14 protein-coding genes, 1 tRNA gene and 1 riboswitch are annotated in these 17,162 nt (G+C 69.8%); of the genes, 7 read left to right on the top strand and 8 right to left on the bottom strand.

The features are described 5' to 3' along the window. Nucleotides 1-89: 89 nt before the first annotated feature. From MMF93_RS12325 to MMF93_RS12335, 3 genes are all read right to left on the bottom strand, one after another. Nucleotides 90-1,031, bottom strand: a complete 942-nt coding sequence (locus MMF93_RS12325) for an ABC transporter ATP-binding protein (protein WP_423835596.1) — start codon at nucleotides 1,029-1,031, stop codon at nucleotides 90-92. A gap of 92 nt (nucleotides 1,032-1,123) precedes the next feature. Beyond that, on the bottom strand, nucleotides 1,124-1,888 hold the full coding sequence (locus MMF93_RS12330) for an ABC transporter permease (RefSeq protein ID WP_242757510.1): 765 nt from the start codon (nucleotides 1,886-1,888) through the stop codon (nucleotides 1,124-1,126). Nucleotides 1,889-1,991: 103 nt separating this feature from the next. After that, nucleotides 1,992-2,798, bottom strand: a complete 807-nt coding sequence (locus MMF93_RS12335) for an ABC transporter permease (protein ID WP_242751361.1) — start codon at nucleotides 2,796-2,798, stop codon at nucleotides 1,992-1,994. 217 nt (nucleotides 2,799-3,015) lie between these two features. Here MMF93_RS12335 and MMF93_RS12340 point away from each other — a divergent pair, with 217 nt between their 5' ends. Beyond that, a complete protein-coding gene (locus tag MMF93_RS12340; RefSeq protein ID WP_423835408.1) occupies nucleotides 3,016-6,528 on the top strand; it encodes a transglycosylase domain-containing protein in 3,513 nt (1,170 codons plus the stop codon). Between the two features lie 57 nt (nucleotides 6,529-6,585). Further along, nucleotides 6,586-6,656: riboswitch (guanidine-III (ykkC-III) riboswitch) on the top strand. Nucleotides 6,657-6,685: 29 nt separating this feature from the next. Continuing rightward, complete coding sequence (locus MMF93_RS12345; protein ID WP_114024476.1) at nucleotides 6,686-7,006, top strand: DMT family transporter; 321 nt, start codon at nucleotides 6,686-6,688, stop codon at nucleotides 7,004-7,006. A gap of 22 nt (nucleotides 7,007-7,028) precedes the next feature. On the opposite strand, the gene MMF93_RS12350 is transcribed toward MMF93_RS12345, so the two are convergent. Continuing rightward, on the bottom strand, nucleotides 7,029-7,331 hold the full coding sequence (locus tag MMF93_RS12350; protein WP_114013724.1) for a GroES family chaperonin: 303 nt from the start codon (nucleotides 7,329-7,331) through the stop codon (nucleotides 7,029-7,031). Between the two features lie 73 nt (nucleotides 7,332-7,404). Then, nucleotides 7,405-7,758 carry a DUF3618 domain-containing protein gene (locus MMF93_RS12355; RefSeq protein WP_242751362.1) on the bottom strand — a complete coding sequence of 118 codons (354 nt, stop codon included), beginning with the start codon at nucleotides 7,756-7,758 and terminating at the stop codon, nucleotides 7,405-7,407. A gap of 241 nt (nucleotides 7,759-7,999) precedes the next feature. Between MMF93_RS12355 and bcp the strand changes: the two genes are divergently transcribed. From bcp to MMF93_RS12380, 5 genes are all read left to right on the top strand, one after another. Continuing rightward, complete coding sequence (bcp, locus tag MMF93_RS12360) at nucleotides 8,000-8,476, top strand: thioredoxin-dependent thiol peroxidase (RefSeq protein WP_242751363.1); 477 nt, start codon at nucleotides 8,000-8,002, stop codon at nucleotides 8,474-8,476. Nucleotides 8,477-8,538: 62 nt separating this feature from the next. Next, nucleotides 8,539-10,047, top strand: a complete 1,509-nt coding sequence (locus tag MMF93_RS12365) for an MFS transporter (protein ID WP_242751364.1) — start codon at nucleotides 8,539-8,541, stop codon at nucleotides 10,045-10,047. 140 nt (nucleotides 10,048-10,187) lie between these two features. Further along, nucleotides 10,188-10,269 (top strand) — tRNA-Leu (locus MMF93_RS12370). Nucleotides 10,270-10,537: 268 nt separating this feature from the next. Continuing rightward, nucleotides 10,538-11,527, top strand: coding sequence for a DNA cytosine methyltransferase (locus MMF93_RS12375; protein WP_242751365.1), 990 nt, complete (start codon nucleotides 10,538-10,540; stop codon nucleotides 11,525-11,527). Nucleotides 11,528-11,692: 165 nt separating this feature from the next. Continuing rightward, complete coding sequence (locus MMF93_RS12380; protein WP_242751366.1) at nucleotides 11,693-12,763, top strand: DNA cytosine methyltransferase; 1,071 nt, start codon at nucleotides 11,693-11,695, stop codon at nucleotides 12,761-12,763. Nucleotide 12,764: 1 nt separating this feature from the next. Here MMF93_RS12380 and MMF93_RS12385 read toward each other — a convergent pair whose 3' ends face one another. Genes MMF93_RS12385 through MMF93_RS12395 form a run of 3 tightly spaced genes read right to left on the bottom strand, consistent with a single transcriptional unit; the run spans nucleotide 12,765 to nucleotide 16,770 of the window. Continuing rightward, complete coding sequence (locus MMF93_RS12385; protein ID WP_341483250.1) at nucleotides 12,765-13,634, bottom strand: DUF6339 family protein; 870 nt, start codon at nucleotides 13,632-13,634, stop codon at nucleotides 12,765-12,767. After that, complete coding sequence (locus MMF93_RS12390; protein WP_242751368.1) at nucleotides 13,634-14,626, bottom strand: hypothetical protein; 993 nt, start codon at nucleotides 14,624-14,626, stop codon at nucleotides 13,634-13,636. Before MMF93_RS12390 ends, MMF93_RS12385 begins: the two co-directional genes overlap by 1 nt. Then, complete coding sequence (locus tag MMF93_RS12395; RefSeq protein WP_242751369.1) at nucleotides 14,626-16,770, bottom strand: helix-turn-helix domain-containing protein; 2,145 nt, start codon at nucleotides 16,768-16,770, stop codon at nucleotides 14,626-14,628. Before MMF93_RS12395 ends, MMF93_RS12390 begins: the two co-directional genes overlap by 1 nt. Nucleotides 16,771-17,162 lie beyond the last annotated feature (392 nt).

The following is a 17,162-nucleotide window of genomic DNA, read 5'->3' on the forward strand; positions in this document are numbered from 1 at the left end:
GATGCGGCCGGACCCTCGCCGTCGTGGCGAGCGCCGTAGCGGCCGGTCAAGGGTGACCCTGCGACCCGCTGCGCCCCGGCCGGGGCGCCTCAGGCCGCGTACATTCTGGCGATCACGTCCTCGATGGCCGGCTCGCGCAGGGACAGGTCCACCAGCGGGTAGTCGGCCGCGATCCGGGAGACCAGCGGTGCCGCGCTGGCCGTGGCGGGGAAGGTGAGCCACTGGCGCGGGCCCTCGGTGCGCACGGTACGGGCCCCCGGGATGCCCTCGATCGGCGGGAGCTCCCGCTCCAGGTCCACCACCAGGGTGCGCTCGCCGCTGCCGATCTCGTGCAGCCCCGCGAGGGCCCCGTCGTACATCAGGCGGCCGTGGTCGATGACCACCACCCGCTCGCACAGGTGCTCGATGTCGCTCAGGTCGTGCGTCGTCAGCAGCACGGTCGTGCGGCGCTCAGCGTTGAGGCGCAGCAGGAACTCCCGCACCCGCGCCTTGCTGACGACGTCCAGCCCGATCGTCGGCTCGTCCAGATACAGCACGTCAGGGTCGTGCAGCAGCGCCGCCGTGATGTCGCCGCGCATCCGCTGCCCCAGCGAGAGCTGCCGTACGGGAACGTCCAGCAGCCCGCCCAGCTCCAGCAGTTCCACGCAGCGCGCCAGGTTCTCCTCGTAGCGGGCCCGCGGGATGCGGTACATGCGGCGCACCAGGCCGTAGGAGTCGCGCAGCGGCAGGTCCCACCACAAGGTGGTGCGCTGCCCGAAGACGACACCGATGCGGCGCACCAGACGGGTGCGGTCCCGTGCGGGGTCCACCCCGGCGACCCGCAGCCGCCCGCCGCTGGGCGAGAGGATGCCGGTGAGCATCTTGATCGTCGTCGACTTGCCGGCCCCGTTGGGTCCGATGAACCCGGTCATCTCGCCGCGCCGCAGCGTGAAGGAGATCTCGTCGACCGCGTGCACCTCGCTGCTGGTGCGGCGCAGCAGCCCGCTCCTGCGCCGCACCCGGAAGGTCTTCCTCAGATCCCGCACGTCGATGAAAGCGCCGTCCGTGTCCGTGTCTGTTTCCGTGGCCCGCACGGACTCGCCCGCGTCCTCCTGCACGGCTTCCCACCCCTTCTCGTCACCCGTCAACTCCCCGTACTGCGGTAGGAGCGCAGCCCCGCCCGCCACACCACCCCCGTGCCCGCGCAGCACAGCAGCGCCACGGCGGGCGCGGCGAAGTCCACCCAGCCCGGCAGTCCCAGCGGATCGTCACGGCCGAGCACCCGCAGCGCGGGCAGCCAGTTGACGAAGGCCAGCGGCACCACGAACGTCGCCCCGCGCACCAGTTCCTTGCCGAAGACGGTGGGCGGGTACTGCAACAGCGTGGTGCCGCCGTAGGTGAAGGCGTTCTGCACCTCGGAGGCGTCCTGCGCCCAGAACTGGAAGGCGCCGCCGAGTACGAACAGGCAGCCGAATATGAGGCCGCCGCACAGCACCATCGACACGGTCAGCAGCACACTGCCCGCCGTCCAGTCCAGCTCCAGCCGCGTCAGCGACCAGCCCAGGACGAGCGCTCCCTGGATGATCCGCCCCAGCCTGCGCAGCGCGAACCTGTCCGCCGCGATCTGGCTGAGGACGGGCACGGGCCGCGTCAGCAGGATGTCCATGGTGCCGTCGCGCACCCGGCGGCCGATCCGCTCCGCCTCCCCCAGCAACAGGTCGGCCAGGCCGAAGGCGACGCAGGAGGTGCCGTAGAGAAAGGCCACCTCGGGCAGCGCGAAGCCGCCCAGCGCGTCCACCTGCGAGAACATGATCATGATTGCGGCGAAGTCGAGGAACGTCGTCGTGAAGTTCGCCACCAGCATCATCGCGAACGACGCGCGGTACGCCATCGTCGAGCGGACCCACATCGCCGCGATGAAGCCGTACGCACGCAGCCCCCAGGCCACCCGGCCCAGCGCCCGGCGCGCCGACGGTCCGCGTCCCGGCGCCCGGTGCTCCACCGCGCCCTGTTCAGCCACCCTGGACCACCACCTTGCGGGTCGCGGCCGCCTGGAGCAGCCGCCCCGCGGCCAGCAGCACCACCGCCCACGCCAGCTGGAAACCGAGCCCCGCCGCACCGCCGCCCCCGCTCTCCCCCAGCAGGACGTCGGCGGGTACCTGGAGCGTGGCCGCCCACGGCAGCCAGCGCACCGCCTCGCCGAACGCGCCGGGGAAGACCGTCAGCGGCAGCAGCATCCCCGAGAAGAACACGCTCAGCAGGGTGGACAGGGCGCTGAGCCCCGTCGCGTCCAGCAGCCAGAAGCCGCACAGCGCGAACAGATAGCGCAGCGCGAAGCTGACCACCACCGCCAGGAACACGGCGCACAGGAACAGCAGCCAGACTGTGGGAGAGGACGGCAGCGTCAGCTCGAAGGCGAAAGCGCCGACGGCCAGGGGCACCAGGCCGCGGCCCAGCAGCTGGAACGCGGCCCGCCCCAGGTCGGAGGCGAACCACCACAGCTGGAGGTCGACGGGCCGGTAGAGGTCGATGGCGACGTCGCCGTTCCTGACGCGTGCGTGGAACTCGTCCTGGAAACCGCCGCCCATCAGCGCGGCGGTGGCCAGCATCGCCTGCCCGATCCACACGAAGGTCAGCGCCTGCGACTGGTCGTAACCGCCCAGCTGCGGACGCTCGTACCACAGAGCGATGAACGTATAAGCGAGAATGAAGCCGAAGACGGTGTTGGTGAAGACGCCGGCCGCCGTGGCGACGCGGTAGGTGGCGTACCGCCGGAAGCCGCTCGCGGCCACGGCGAGATTGAGACGGAGCAGATGCATCCTTTCGAGCTCCTCCACCGTCTTTCCAGTAGCACTTCCGTACGAGGACCGAGCGTGGGCGAAGCGACGGAGCCTAACCCGGCGGCCCTGTGGACGGCCATCGAATATCCACAGGGCCCGCCACGCCCTGGGTTCGGTCTGCGGTACGGAGGCTGCGAAAGTGCTCTACGGGGCGTACGACGCAGCGCCCGCCATTGGACGAGGAGTCCCTGCGAACATGAGTGACGAGCCGAACAGCGACGCCGAAGGCCGAGAGCCGGAGTCGGACGGCCCGCCCGAGAAGAGCCCGGCCCAGGGGGACGCTCCGGCCAAGAGGGACGCTCCGGCCGAGAGGGAGCATCCCGGCAAGCCGGCCGGCCCCGCGGCGAACCCCGCCCCGAAGCGGACCGCCCGCGGCGCGAAGCCCGGCCCCCGGACCCCCGCCCCCACGCCCGCGCCGGGCGGCCGCCCGAACGCGGGGGACTCCAGCGGCAGCGGCACCCCCGGTGACAGACCCACCCCTGCCGAGGGCGCCTCCGCGGAGGACGCGTCCGCGGAGGGCACCTCTGACGGGGAAGCCTCCGACAAGGGCACGCCCAGCTCGGGCGCCTCCGGCTCGCGTGCGTCCGGCTCACGCGAGTCCGGCTCGCGCGCTTCCCGCAGTGGCGACACGTCCGGCGACGAGTCGGCCTCGGGCGAGGGCGGAGCCGTCGGCGGCGCACGCCCTGACGGCGCGGTGTCCGACAGCGGAGTACCTCACGGCGAGGCGTCCGGAGCGGGCGAGGCGCCCGGTAAGAGCCGCATACCGATGACGAGCAGCACTCCCGGCAAGAGCCGCATCCCCACCACCAGCAGCACTCCCGGCAAGAGCCGCATCCCCACCACCAGCAGCACGCCAGCCACGAGCGGTCCCGCCGAGGACGAGGCCTCGGACGGCGCCGCCGAGGACGACGACGCGCACTCTGCCGACCCCGGCACCTCCCCCGGAACCGGCACGGGCGGCCACGGCCCCCGCGGCCGTTCGGGCCCCCCGGAGGGCACCACGGCAGCACATCCGCGGCCCGGCGCGGAAAGCAGCGCGGCGGAGAGCGACGCGGCAGAAAACAAGGCCCCGGAAGGCAACACACCGGAAAACGGCGCGGCGGGGAGCGCCGCGCCGGAAAGCGGTGCGACGCGCGCCATACGGACGACCAGTTGGGGGGCCGCCGCAGCCGCCGCGGAAGCCGGCGGGGCCGCCACCGGCGGTCCGGCCGGCGGTGGGGACTCGGCCACCGGTGGCGACACGGCCGCCGGGACCGCCGCCGTGGGCCCGGCCTCGCCCGCCGAGACAGCCATCATGGGTCAGGCCGCCGCAGGATCCGGCGGCCCCGGTGCCCCGGGCGGTTCCGGTGGTCCGGACGGCCCGGGCGCCGCGCAGACGCCGCCCGCCGCGAGCGACGAGGCGGGAATGATGGAGAAGAAGGGCAAGAAGGAGAAGGGCAAGAAAGGCAGGGAGAAGCGTCGCCGCACCGGCTGGCGGCGGCTTCTGCCGACCTGGCGGATGGTCCTGGGCGGCCTCCTGCTGATCGTCCTGCTCATCTCCGGCGCGCTGGTCGCCGGCTACCTGCTGGTGAGCATTCCGGCACCGAACGAGGCGGCCGCGGCGCAGACCAACGTCTACCTGTACGCCGACGGCAGCCAGATCGCCCGCGACGGCGACATAAACCGCGAGAGCGTCCCGCTCAGCAAGGTGCCCAAGGAGACGCAGCACGCGGTGCTGGCCGCCGAGGACCGCGACTTCTACCACGAGTCCGCGGTGGACCCGCAGGCCATGGCCCGCGCGGGCTGGAACATGCTCACCGGGGGCGGTCGCCAGTCCGGTTCGACGATCACCCAGCAGTACGTGAAGAACTACTACCTGAGCCAGGACCAGACGGTCACGCGCAAGGCCAAGGAGTTCTTCATCGCGCTGAAGCTGGACAACGAGGTCAGCAAGAACGAGATCCTCCAGGGCTACCTGAACACGAGCTACTTCGGCCGCAACGCCTACGGCATCCAGTCGGCGGCGCACGCCTACTACGGCAAGGAGGTCAAGGAGCTCACCACGGAGGAGAGCGCCTATCTGGCGGCGCTGGTCAACTCGCCCAACGCGTACGACACCCGCGCCCACCCGGAGAACAAGAAGCGGGCGCTGGCGCGCTGGAACTACGTGCTGGACGGCATGGTCGAGGAGGGGTGGCTCAAGAAGAGCGACCGGAAGGGGATGGAGTTCCCCGAGCCTGACGAGCCCAAGCCGGCCCGGAACATGTCGGGGGAGCGCGGATACCTGGTCGAAGCGGTCAAGAACTACCTCATCAACAACAAGATCATCGACGAGCAGCGGCTGCGCGCCGGGGGCTTCCGGATCACCACGACCTTCCAGCCCAAGAAGCAGAAGGCCATGCGCGACGCCGTCGACGACAAGCTGATGTCGAAGCTCGACAAGAAGAACCGGAAAATCGACAAGTACGTCCGTGCGGGCGGCGCGTCCGTGGACCCCAAAACCGGCGAGGTCGTCGCCATGTACGGCGGCATCGGGGCCACCAAACAGTGGACGAACGCCGCGACGAACCGCGAATACCAGGTCGGTTCCACCTTCAAGCCGTTCGTGTTCACCTCGGCGGTGCAGAACAAGTCCACGACGCAGGACGGCCGGCCGATCAAACTGAACACGGTCTACGACGGCACGAACAAGCGCGAGGTCGTCAGCGACGGGCAGGGCACCGACTACGCGCCCGCCAACGAGGACGACCGCTCCTACGGGCAGATCCCGGTCACCACGGCCATGGACAAGTCGGTGAACAGCGTCTTCGCGCAGATGGGCATCGACGTCGGCCCCAAGAAGGTCAAGCAGACCGCCATCGATCTGGGGCTGCCCAAGACGACGCCGAACCTCACCGAGGACGGGTCCATCGCCCTCGGTGTCGCCGCGGCGTCGCCGCTGGACATGGCCGAGGCGTACGCCACGCTCGCCAACCACGGCAAGCACGGTCACTACAGCATGGTCAGCAAGATCACCCGTGGCGGCGAAGTCGTCGACCTGCCCGATCACGACTCCAAGCGGGCCGTCTCCCGGGCCGCCGCCGACACCACGACGGCCTCGCTGCGCAGCGTCGTCGAGGGCGGCACCGGTACGGCGGCACAGGCCGCGGGGCGCCCCGCGGCGGGCAAGACCGGTACCGCCGAGGAGGACAAGGCCGCCTGGTTCGCGGGCTACACCCCCGACCTGTCGACCGTCATCGGCGTGATGGGCAAGGACCCCGCCAACGGTGCGCAGAAGCCGCTGTACGGGGCCGGGGGGCAGCCGCGCGTCAACGGTGGCGGCTTCCCCGCGGAGATCTGGGGCGCCTACACCAAGGAGGCGCTGGAGGGCCGCCCGGCCAAGAAGTTCGACCTGGACACCGCGGGCAGCGGTGACGTGCCGAGCACCCGGTCGCCCGGCACGTCCCAGCCGCCGTCCGGGCCGCCGACCTCCCAGGGTCCTTCCGATCAGCCCTCGCAGCCGCAGGAGCCGTCGGACGATCCCTCGACGCCCGAGCCGCCGACGACCGGACCGCCGACGAGCCCGGGCCCGAGCATCCCGGAGACCGGCGGGGTCGACGGCGGTGATCCGGGCGGCGGCCCGGGCGGCGACGGGGGCAACGGCGATCCCGGCGGCGGCCCCGGCGGTGACGGCGCCGTCGGCGGCAACGGCGATCCCGGGGGCGGCGCCCCGGGGGTCCGCGAGTGGTGACCGGCGCCTGGTGACCTGAGCCACCCCGCCCGACCGTGCTCTTTGCTACGGTCCAGGGACCGGCCCCCGCGTAGGTGGGGCCGGTCCCGACGAGACGCGCCGTACCGGGCCCGACAAGACGACGCACCCCCGCAAGCGTTTTTACGGAGGTGCCGTCATGGCCTGGATCATGCTTGTCGTCGCCGGTCTCGTCGAGGTCACCTGGGCGATCGGCCTCAAGTTCACCGAGGGCTTCACCAAACTGTGGCCCAGCGTCTTCACCGTCGCGGGCTTCGCCACCAGCATGATTTTGCTGGCGCTGGCCGCCAAGAGCCTGCCCATCGGAACCGCCTACGGCGTGTGGGTCGGCATCGGCGCGGCCGGAGCCGCGGTGGTCGGCATGCTGATGCTGGGCGAACCCGTGACCGCGGGCCGCATCTTCTTCATCGCTCTGCTGCTGGTGGCGGTCGTGGGATTGAAACTGACCTCAGGCCACTGACCGGCTCAGGTAGCGGGTGCGCTCAGAGGTAGAGGCCCGTCGAGCCGTCGCTGTCCTGGAGGCGTTCGGCGGCCACGGCGTGCAGGTCGCGTTCGCGCATCAGGACGTACGCGACCCCGCGCACCTCGACCTCGGCCCGGTCCTCGGGGTCGTACAGCACCCGGTCCCCGGGCTCGACCGTGCGCACGTTCTGGCCGACGGCGACGACCTCGGCCCAGTCGAGCTTGCGTCCGACGGCCGCCGTCGCGGGAATCACGATGCCGCCGGAGGAGCGGCGTTCGCCCTCGCTGGTGTCGGTCCGCACCAGCACGCGGTCGTGCAGCATGCGGATCGGCAGCTTGTCATCGTGGGCGGGGGCAGGGGTCTTTGGGCTCACCGGGAGACCGTATCTCAGCGTCTCAGCGGTGTCGGCGGCGAGCCTTCCCCCGGCCTGCGGGCTTGCGGCGGGAGGTGAGCGCGTAGGTACCGCCGATCGCGGCGACGGCCAGCACGGCGACGGGCACGACCCGTTCGAGGCGGAGGTTGCCCTCCTCGGTGACGAACTGGGAGCGCACGTCGGTGACCGTGCGGTTGGCGACGACGTAGGCGCGTCCCGCCGTGCGGTCCACCGCGGCCGCGGCCTTCGCCTTGACGTCGCCCATGATCGTCTTGGGGTGAACGCGCACGGCGATCTCGTCGAGCGCTGCGGCGAGATCCTGCCGCCTGCGGACGATGTCCGCCTCGATGTCCGCGGGGGTCCTGGCTTCCGGCACCGAGTTGCCTCCGTCGCTGTCAGTCCTGCGTCCTACCGTGTCAGCGGCCATCCTGTCAGCTCAGCGGGGCCGATGCCCCACGGCACCCCCGAACGGCGGCTTCCGGCTACGCTCGGGCAGGCCCGCTGAGGCAGGCCGAGGCCGCCGCCGACCCGCTGAGAGGTACCGCACTACTGGTGAGTACCGCCGCGGGGAGCTGGGGAAACCACGAGTGCACGTACCCGCAGTGAAGGAGCTTCCGATGAGTCAGCGACTCGAGCCCGGCGACACCGCCCCCGACTTCACGCTGCCCGACGCCGACGGCAAGGACGTCTCGCTGGCCGACCGCAGGGGCCGCAAGGTGATCGTCTACTTCTACCCGGCGGCCATGACGCCCGGCTGCACGAAGCAGGCCTGCGACTTCACCGACAACCTGGAGCTGCTGGCGGGTGAGGGGTACGACGTCATCGGCGTCTCCCCGGACAGGCCGGAGAAGCTGGCGAAGTTCAGGGAGAAGGAGTCGTTGCAGATCACGCTGGTCGGCGACCCGGACAAGGAGACGATGGAGGCGTACGGCGCCTTCGGTGAGAAGAAGCTGTACGGCAAGACCGTCACCGGCGTCATCCGCTCCACGGTGGTCGTGGACGAGGAGGGCAAGGTCGAACGCGCGCTCTACAACGTGAAGGCGACCGGCCACGTGGCGAAGCTGATCAAGGACCTCGGGCTGGTTTCGGGGTAATTGCACCCGGCGCGAGGGGGCCGTGTTGCGTTCGAGTACGCCAGGTGCGGTACTCATGAGGGATGAACCACGAAGAGGATCAGCCCGCCGACCCGGCTGCCCTCAGGCGGCACCGGCACCTCTTCCGTGCTGTCAGACGCAGCCGGAAGCCAAAAGTCCGCCGTAGCGACATCACGGTCACGGACGAAGCCACGGTCAAGCGCGCCACGAAGGCCGCGGCCGTCGGTAATGCCATGGAGTGGTTCGACTTCGGGATCTACGCCTATCTCGCGGTCACCATCGGCAAGGTCTTCTTCCCCGGCGGCAGCACCCAGCTCCTGGCCTCGTTCACGGCCTTCGCCGCCTCCTTCCTGGTGCGGCCACTGGGCGGCCTGTTCTTCGGGCCGCTCGGCGACCGCATCGGGCGCAAGAAGGTGCTCGGCCTGACGATGGTGATGATGGCGGCGGGCACCTTCTTCATCGGCCTGATCCCGTCCTACGAGTCCATCGGCATCGCCTCGCCCGTCCTGCTGCTCATCTGCCGCCTGGTGCAGGGCTTCTCCACGGGCGGTGAGTACGGCGGCGCGGCCACCTTCATCGCCGAGTACGCGCCCGACAAGCGGCGCGGCTTCTTCGGCAGCTTCCTGGAACTGGGCACGCTCACCGGCTACACCGGCGCGGCCGGCCTGGTCCTCATCCTGAACACCGCGCTCGGTGACGACGCCATGCTCCAGTGGGGCTGGCGTATCCCGTTCCTGGTGGGCGGGCCGATCGGCGTGGTCGGTCTGTACCTGCGGATGAAGCTGGACGAGACCCCGGCCTTCCAGAAGCAGGCAGCGCAGATGTCGCACTCCCCCGAGGCCTCCGCGACGGAGACGAGCGAGCCGAGGCTGTCGGAGAACGTGCCGCAGAAGGAGCTCAAGACGATCTTCGCGCAGCAGTGGCGCACGCTGCTGCTGTGCATCGGCCTGGTCGCCGCCTACAACGTCACCGACTACATGCTCCTGTCGTACATGCCCGCCTACCTGACCGACGCCCTCGGGTACGAGAACTCGATGGAACTGGTCGCGGCCATCATCGCGATGGTGGCGATGGCGCTGGTCATCCAGCGGGTCGGACACCTGAACGACCGCTTCGGCCGCAAGCCCGTGCTGATGGCGGGCATGGTCGGTTTCGTCCTGCTGACGATCCCCGCCTTCGCCCTCTTCCAGCAGGGCAGCTTCGTGGCCGTGCTTATCGGGCTGCTGGTGCTGGGCGCCTGCCTGGTCTGCCTGCTGGGCACCATGTCGGCGACGCTGCCCGCGCTCTTCCCCACCGACGTGCGCTACGGGTCGCTGTCCATCGGCTACAACGTGGCCACGGCGGTCTTCGGCGGTACGGCGCCCGGCGTCATGACGTACCTGGTCAACAGCACGGGCAACAACCTCGCCCCCGCCTACTACGCCTCGGGGGCGGCCGTCATCGGCATCATCGCCGTCCTGTGCATGAAGGAGACGGCCCGCAAACCGCTGGCGGGCTCGCCGCCCTCCGTCAGCACCCACGAGGAGGCCCGCGCCCTGGCCAGGGCCGAGACCAACGAGCCCACCTTCTGACCAACCCGGGCGACGGCCCGGGACCGGGGGACGGCGACAACGACAACACGGACACGCGAGGGCCCGGGCCGGCGACGGCACGGACCCTCGCCGTCACCCGGACGGTACCCGCGCCCGCGCGGGCAGTACGATACGTGCGCGCGCGAGTGCCGGAATTGGTAGACGGGACGGCTTTAGGTGCCGGTGTCTTCGGACGTGGGGGTTCGAGTCCCCCCTCGCGCACCCCGCCACCACGGGCCGCACCGCCCCTGGTTCTACTGACCTGCGACGACGGTCTCATCTCGCTGCTGTCGTGCGCCCTCACGCCGAGCCGCACAAGAGGGCTCGCCCTCCTGCCACCCAGAGAGTCGCGGCCTACCGTGCGCTCGGCGCTCGCTTCTCACAGGCCGTGCGCATCAAGGCGATGTCCGCATATCTCCGTGAGTGGACGGGGTAGCCACACCCCGTCTACCCTCGCCCGGTTCTCCGATGACGACCAAGAACGGTGATCATGGATGATTTCGCGTCCGGACGGCTCGACTGTCTCGCCGTGTGCGCCGGCGCCGGCGGCCTCGCGCTTGGCCTGGAGCAGGCCGGGTTCGACCCGGTTCTCCTGCTGGACAACCGCCCCGTGGCCTGCGAGACCCTTCGCCTGAACCGGCCACAGTGGAACGTCCTCGAAGCCGACCTGCTGGACTTCGACCCTGTCGACCACAGCGAAACCTATGACGTGGATCTTCTCGCTGCCGGCCTGCCCCGGGTCAAGGCGACCGCGGCCGTCACACGGGAGGACAGGGACGAGGAGATTCGGATACTCGAGGCCACCGTCATGCTCATGCACGGTGTGCGACCCCGGGCCCTGCTCATCGAGAACGTTCCCGACCTCGTCTCGAAGCCCACGTATGAGCCGATCCGCGAGTACGTCGCGACCGAACTGAGGCACCTCGGGTATCGATATCGCTGGCTCGTCGTCAACGCCAAGGACTACGGCGTTCCTCAAGATCGCAAGCAGGGACTCCTCGTGGCGTTCACAGCGGACGATCTCGATCGTTTCGTCCGTCCCGCCCCGGATACGAACCCCCCGCTCACCGTGGGCGAGGCGCTGGGCGTTTCCATGGCCGCGCGTGGCTGGCCCGAGGCGGCGGCCTGGGCGGCGCAGGCCGATCGGGTCGCGCCGACGGTGGTGGGCGGATCGTGGAACCGTGGCGGGGCCGACCTGGGACCCACGGGGTCGAAACGCTCCTGGGCTCGGATCGGTGTGAACGGCGGCACCATCGCCGACGAAGTGCCCGGAGCGGAATTCCACTTGGACCCCGACGTCCCCCACGACAAGGGCTTGGTGGCGCTCACCGTGGAACAGGCGGCGCGGCTGCAGGGTTTCCCCGACGATTGGGCCTTCGCAGGGCGCAAGACGGCTCGTTACCGCCAGGTGGGACACGCCTCTCCACCACCTGTCGGCCGAGCCGTCGGCCTTGCGATCCGAGCCGCCCTCGGCCACTGAGCGGTTCCGGGTGGTCGAAGCAACCGAGTCGGATCGGCCTATGAGGCACAGGACAACGGGGTAATCTATGGGGCAGTTGGTGGACAAAAACGCTGGTGATAGGCGCCATCGGGCTCTGCCCGCCGCCACCGGTCCTTCGCATCGAAAGCACTGGCAGGAGATCAAGTGAGCTGCTACGAGATCGTGGATCTCTTCGCCGGCCCCGGCGGACTCGACGTGGCGGCACACCGACTCGGCATCCCGGTGACCGGGATCGAGTGGGACGCGGACGCGTGCGCTACGCGTCGCGCGTACGAGAAGGACCTCAAATGCTGTGACCCGCGCATGCGCACGGAAGAGGGCGACGTCAGGCTCTTCGGCCCCGAGAAATTCCCGACGGCGAACGTGCTCACCGGCGGCCCGCCGTGTCAGACCTTCACCGTGGCGGGAAGCGGCGCGGGGCGCCGCGCCCTCGACCGGGTACTCGCGTTCATCGAACGCATGGCGCATGACGAGGACGTCCGGGACGACGTGGCGCTGCTCGACGACGAGCGCACCGGGCTCGTGCTGGAACCGCTGCGCTGGGCTCTCGAGGCCATCAGGCGGGAGAACCCCTACGAGGCCATCATCCTCGAACAGGTCCCGGCGGTCCTGCCCGTCTGGCGGGCCATGGCGACCGTGCTTCGCGAGCGCGGTTACTCGGTCGCCGAACCGGAGGTCCTCCACACCGAGGAGTACGGGGTGCCGCAGACCCGGCGTCGCGCGATCCTCCTCGCACGGCTTCAGACGCCCGACAACCCCACCGAAGCACGTCTTCCGCGACCCACCCATCAGCGTTACCGCAAAGATGTCGCTCCGATCCCCGAGCCCCCGGCCGCCCTCACTCCCTGGGTGTCCATGGGTGAAGCGCTCGGCCGCAGTGACTTCACGGTGATCTCCAACTACGGCACCGGCGGCGATCCCAAGTCCCGAGGCCGCCGTACGGACAAGGAGCCGGCCTTCACCGTCACCGGCAAGATCTCCCGCAACCGCGTGATCGCGAAGCAAGGTGGCGTGCGGCACGACAGCCGCTTCGGTAACGAAGAAGCGGGCCTCCTGCAGACCTTTCCCCGCTATTACCCCTGGAGTGGCAAGGCCATCGCCCAACAGATCGGCAATGCAGTGCCCCCACTTCTCGCCGCTCATATTCTGACGGCAGCCCTCGACCTTCCTCCGCGTGCCGACGGCAGGGTCGTCTTGGGCTACGACAACTTCTGACTCACGTCGTCTCCCTGTCCCGGATCGGCGCCTCGGCGAAGAGCTCGCGGAAGTACTCGACCAGCGTTTCCACGGACTCCTTCGGGGTGCGTTCCTCCTCAGGGCCTTCGGGCAGAACACGGCGGCTTACGGGCATCGCGTTCTCGGCGCCGTCAACCCATGCCTGGACAGCGGCGGGGGCATGTTCGACGTCGGGTGCCAACGCGTCGAAGAAGAGGGTCGCCGCTGCGGCATTCACCGCCCTGAGCAAGGCACTGGTCTCACGGGAGGCACTCAGCGTGCCGTCCGCGAGGAGGCGAATGACGGCCTGCACAGTTGGTCGATGGTCGCTGACCTTCTGCCGCAGCGCGGTGTTCAGCATTTCCTGGTCGCCGCACGCGGTGACGACGGGTTGGTAGTCAGGCCCGTCGCGGAAAAACTCGGCGGCCCACCACAGTCGGGAGAATGCCTGCTTGTCACCGGGACCCTTGAAGTACTTCACGTTCACAGGTGCCGGCTCCGCGCGTCGCCTGCCCGCGGGCAGGTGCCGCCAGAGCACGTAGTCCGGGGCCACGCCCAAGGCCAGGTAGTTCCACAGCCCGGGGTCGGCCGCCTCGGACCGGGTGAGACGGAGGGTGGCGTGCAGCCGAGGAGCGAGCCAGGCATCCGCCTTGGTGCGGTTTTCCTCGTGGCCGTACATCGCGTCCTCGACGAGATCGCGAATGGCGGACCACTGAAAGCGCCGCTCCTCGGCGAGAGGTGAGGCGATCTCGTTGAGCTGGATGGACTTGACGTTCTCCGCCCCCGTGAGCAGCCCTTCGGTGAGGAAGGGGCTCGCGCTTCGGTCGGGCAGGAGCTTCAGGTAGAAGGGCTGACTGGTCGGCTTGCCCATCATTCGTCGTCCTCCCGACGCAGTCGTTCCAGCCCTCGCACAGCTTGAATCAAGGTGGAGCTCGCGCCACCCCTGCGGGCAGCGGCGTAGTGGATGCGTGGCTGCACGTCGGTCCAGCCACCGACACCGACGCGCCGCTGGTGCAGCGTGCGCAAGGCGGTTTCCACAGGCTGCTCGGGAAAGATGTCGGGGAGCATCTCCCGCAGTACGGAGCCTCGCCATCCTCCGGGAAACAACGGTCGCCCCCACTCGTCGAGTTCGAGGTCGCCGAGGGCTGCGTGGAAGACGGCAAGCCAGATGTCCGAGGCCATCTGCGCGGCGAGCAGTTCGCCCACGGCGCTTTCGATCCCCCGCCCGTCGGCATCGAGTAGCGCCTCGATGCCTTCGACGTCGGTGTTGATGTGCACGGTGGGAAGCTTCCCGGACGGATCGACGATCCAGGGCGCGTCCTTCATCCGTCGTAGCCAGTGCGGTCCTTCCGCGAAGCTGTGCCGGACAGTCTCGAACGGCCGGTCGCGGACCGGCACGTCGGCGGAGACGTCGATGAACCAATCGTCCTTCGACTCGCCGATCAGCCGGCCCGGAACGCCCTCGACGGTGGCGACGACCTGAGCCGAAAGCCGGGCCCGATCGGAGATGTCGGCGCGGGCGAGGTTCAGTTCGCCGGTCCAGTGGCACGGGTTGCCGGCCGTCGGTGCGAGGCATGCGGTCAGGCGGGTGTTGGTGGCACCCTCGGTGAGCAGCGCGTACACCCTGAGGTCCGTCCACGGCGAGTCGGGACGAGCCGAGCTTTCCGGCACTGTGGCACTGATCTTGAGGGTGGCCGCGTCCCACCCTTCCGTCTCGGCGGTGCCGAGGGCGAGGACCCGGTCGATGACAGAGCGGGCCGAGGCGGACAGCGCCTCGCGCGGGGAGCCGGGTACGGTGACAGCCGCTCCGTCCACCGCGATCGCCGTGGCGGCGCGCAGTCGGGGATAGGGATAGACCTTCATCACACGTCCCCTTCCACGAGGTCGAGTTCGACGACGAGGCCGGAACGACCGCCGCGCACGGGCTGTGTGGCCGGATCGGTGACGGCCCGGAAGACGGCGCTGTGGGCACCGGAAGTGAACCGGAGGATGCCGTCGACGACCTCGCAGTCACGTACACCTTCCATTTCGGCCCAGGCGATGCGGAATCCGGGACCCGAGCGGGCGGCCAGGACGGCGGTGGGGCGAGCGCCCCACCCGTCACCGCCGCGTGGAACGGTGATTTCACCGGTGATCTGCCAGGCGCCGTCGGGCAGCACCACGGGCTGCAAGTCGGCCAACACGGGCCGGGCTGTGGCGCCCCCGCGCGGCCTCGGCTTGGGGTTGGTCTTCGGTGCGATGCGTTTGGCCAGGTTGCCGCCCTCCCGCTGCGCGCTGCTCTTCCGCTTCGGCTGCGCCAACAGTTCCTTCACCTGCGCGTGCGCGGCGTGGATCATCGTCGTGACGCGACGGTGAGCGCTGGACGCGTACTCGTTGGTGAGGTCTTCCGTCTGCATCCACTTGTTGTGCTCGGGAGGTTCGGCGGCACGAAGGAACCGCTCGGCCTCCAGCGCGTACGGCGCCTTCTCACCGGCGGCGGTACCGGTGAGCAGAACAGCTTGGAAGGGATTGGCGCCCATCCGGACACCGGGCACGTTCTTGGCCCGCACCGTCATGCGGTTGCCGCGCATCGCCGCCATGACATTCGTGGGGTCCTCGCCGTCGACGGCGTCGGTGACGAGTAGCACCGCCTCGTGCACCCCAGTGGTGGAGCGTCCGTCTCGGCCGCCGGGCAGCTTCAGCGGAACGGTGGCCTGGGCGACCTGTCCTGCTTCGGTGAGGCGGGCGACGGTGCCGCGATCGAGGAATGCCTTCAGCGCACGTGTGCGGGAGGGTTCGGCGACTGCCGGGTCTACACGTTCTTCGGCGATCAGTTCCCTGCCGTCGCGCAGGGTGCGGACGGACGCCTCCAGCTGGGGGCGGGTGTCTTCCGCAGCGGTCATGGCCGCCCAGAAATTACGACCCAGAGCTTCGACCAGGCGCCGGTGCATACGGCGCAACTCGTCCCCATTGTCGTCCGGCTCCTCGTCTTCCCCCAGCGGCTTGCCCGCGGCCAGCCCGGCGACATCGTGCGCGCCGACGACCAGGAAGGATGTGCCGGGTTCGGCGTTCTCACGGACGAGATGGAGGCGGCGGACGGTGTCCTCCTCGGCCCACCAGGAACGGGCGATCCGGGCGCCCGGGGTGTCCGGATCCGCGCGGCCGAACCACGCGGGCCCGGCCAGCGCCTCATCGCCGACCCGCCGCCACGGCAGTTCGAGGCGCCCGACGACACGGTGCCCGGTGCGGCCCTCGTAAGGCTCGGACAGCGTGGAGTTGATCAGCACCAGGCCGAGCCGGCTCGTGCCCCACAGGGTTGCCTTTCCCAGACCGTACGAGCCGCCCGAAGTCCCGTTCGCCTCGTTGTGGCTGTCGAGCGTGCGTCGGACGACGGCCGCGTAGACGCTGTCGTCGTACTCGTCGCCGGTGAGACCGACGGCGTTGTAGTCGTCCACGCGGAGCAGAACGAGCCGATCGCGTTCGTGAAGATCCTTGAGGCCCGCCTTGACTGCCCTGCTGACCTTCTGACGGGCGTCTCCCGCGACAGCCGCGTAGTGGGGATACAGCTCGTCCCACTGCACGGCAGCGAGGAAGTCGGCGAGCTTCTCACCGGTGATCTCATGGAGTGTGAAGCGCAGCCGCACCGGCCTGCCGTTGTCGATGAGACGCGCGTCGAGGCTGTTCTGACCGGTCTCGCGAGCCAGCACTCCCACGTCCGCGTCGAAGGCGAAGGTGGCCGCGTTGCCCATCTCCCGCCCCCGGTCGGCGTGTTCCGGCCGGTGGTACCAGCCGACGGGAAGGCCGGCCGTGGTGTCGGTGTCGCGGGTGTGGACGGTGGCCACGTCGGTCCCCAACGCCTGAGCGATGAGGGCGACCACCTCGGGACGAGGGGTGGAGCGCTTGGTGACCCAGGCGGAGACAGCGGCACGCGTGACACCGACCTCTTCCGCCAGCTCCGTCTGGCTCTTACCCGTGAGTTTCAGCTGCCGTGCCAGCCACGGGCCGAACTCGGTTCCCGTCGTCTCCACTCTCCACCTGCCCGGCTAGACGTCGCGCGCGATACGCGGCCTCACCCTACCTCAGTCCGGTTGACATGAGGCGCCCTTGTCAACTGCCCTTTGACTCGCCATGCGGGGAGAGTTCCCATTAGGAAAGAGAAGGGTCATCCGGAAGTGGTGATTCCGCTTTTCGCCCACCCAAACGACTTGCGGCCCACTGACGACACGCTCTAGCGTTATCGGCCCGCGACCGGATCCTCACCCAGGATCGGACCGCGCAAACCGGGCCAGAGCTCTGCCGTTTTCCAGGTACACCCCGCACGGAAAACACTCGCACCGCCGAAATGCCATGCACGGCTTCCGTCTTGTCTTCTCCGAGGAAGAGGATTACGCCCTTGCCGACCGCCCCCGAGCCTCACGAA

The sequence above is a fragment of the Streptomyces tubbatahanensis genome, assembly GCF_022699385.1.
Classification (GTDB): domain Bacteria; phylum Actinomycetota; class Actinomycetes; order Streptomycetales; family Streptomycetaceae; genus Streptomyces; species Streptomyces diacarni.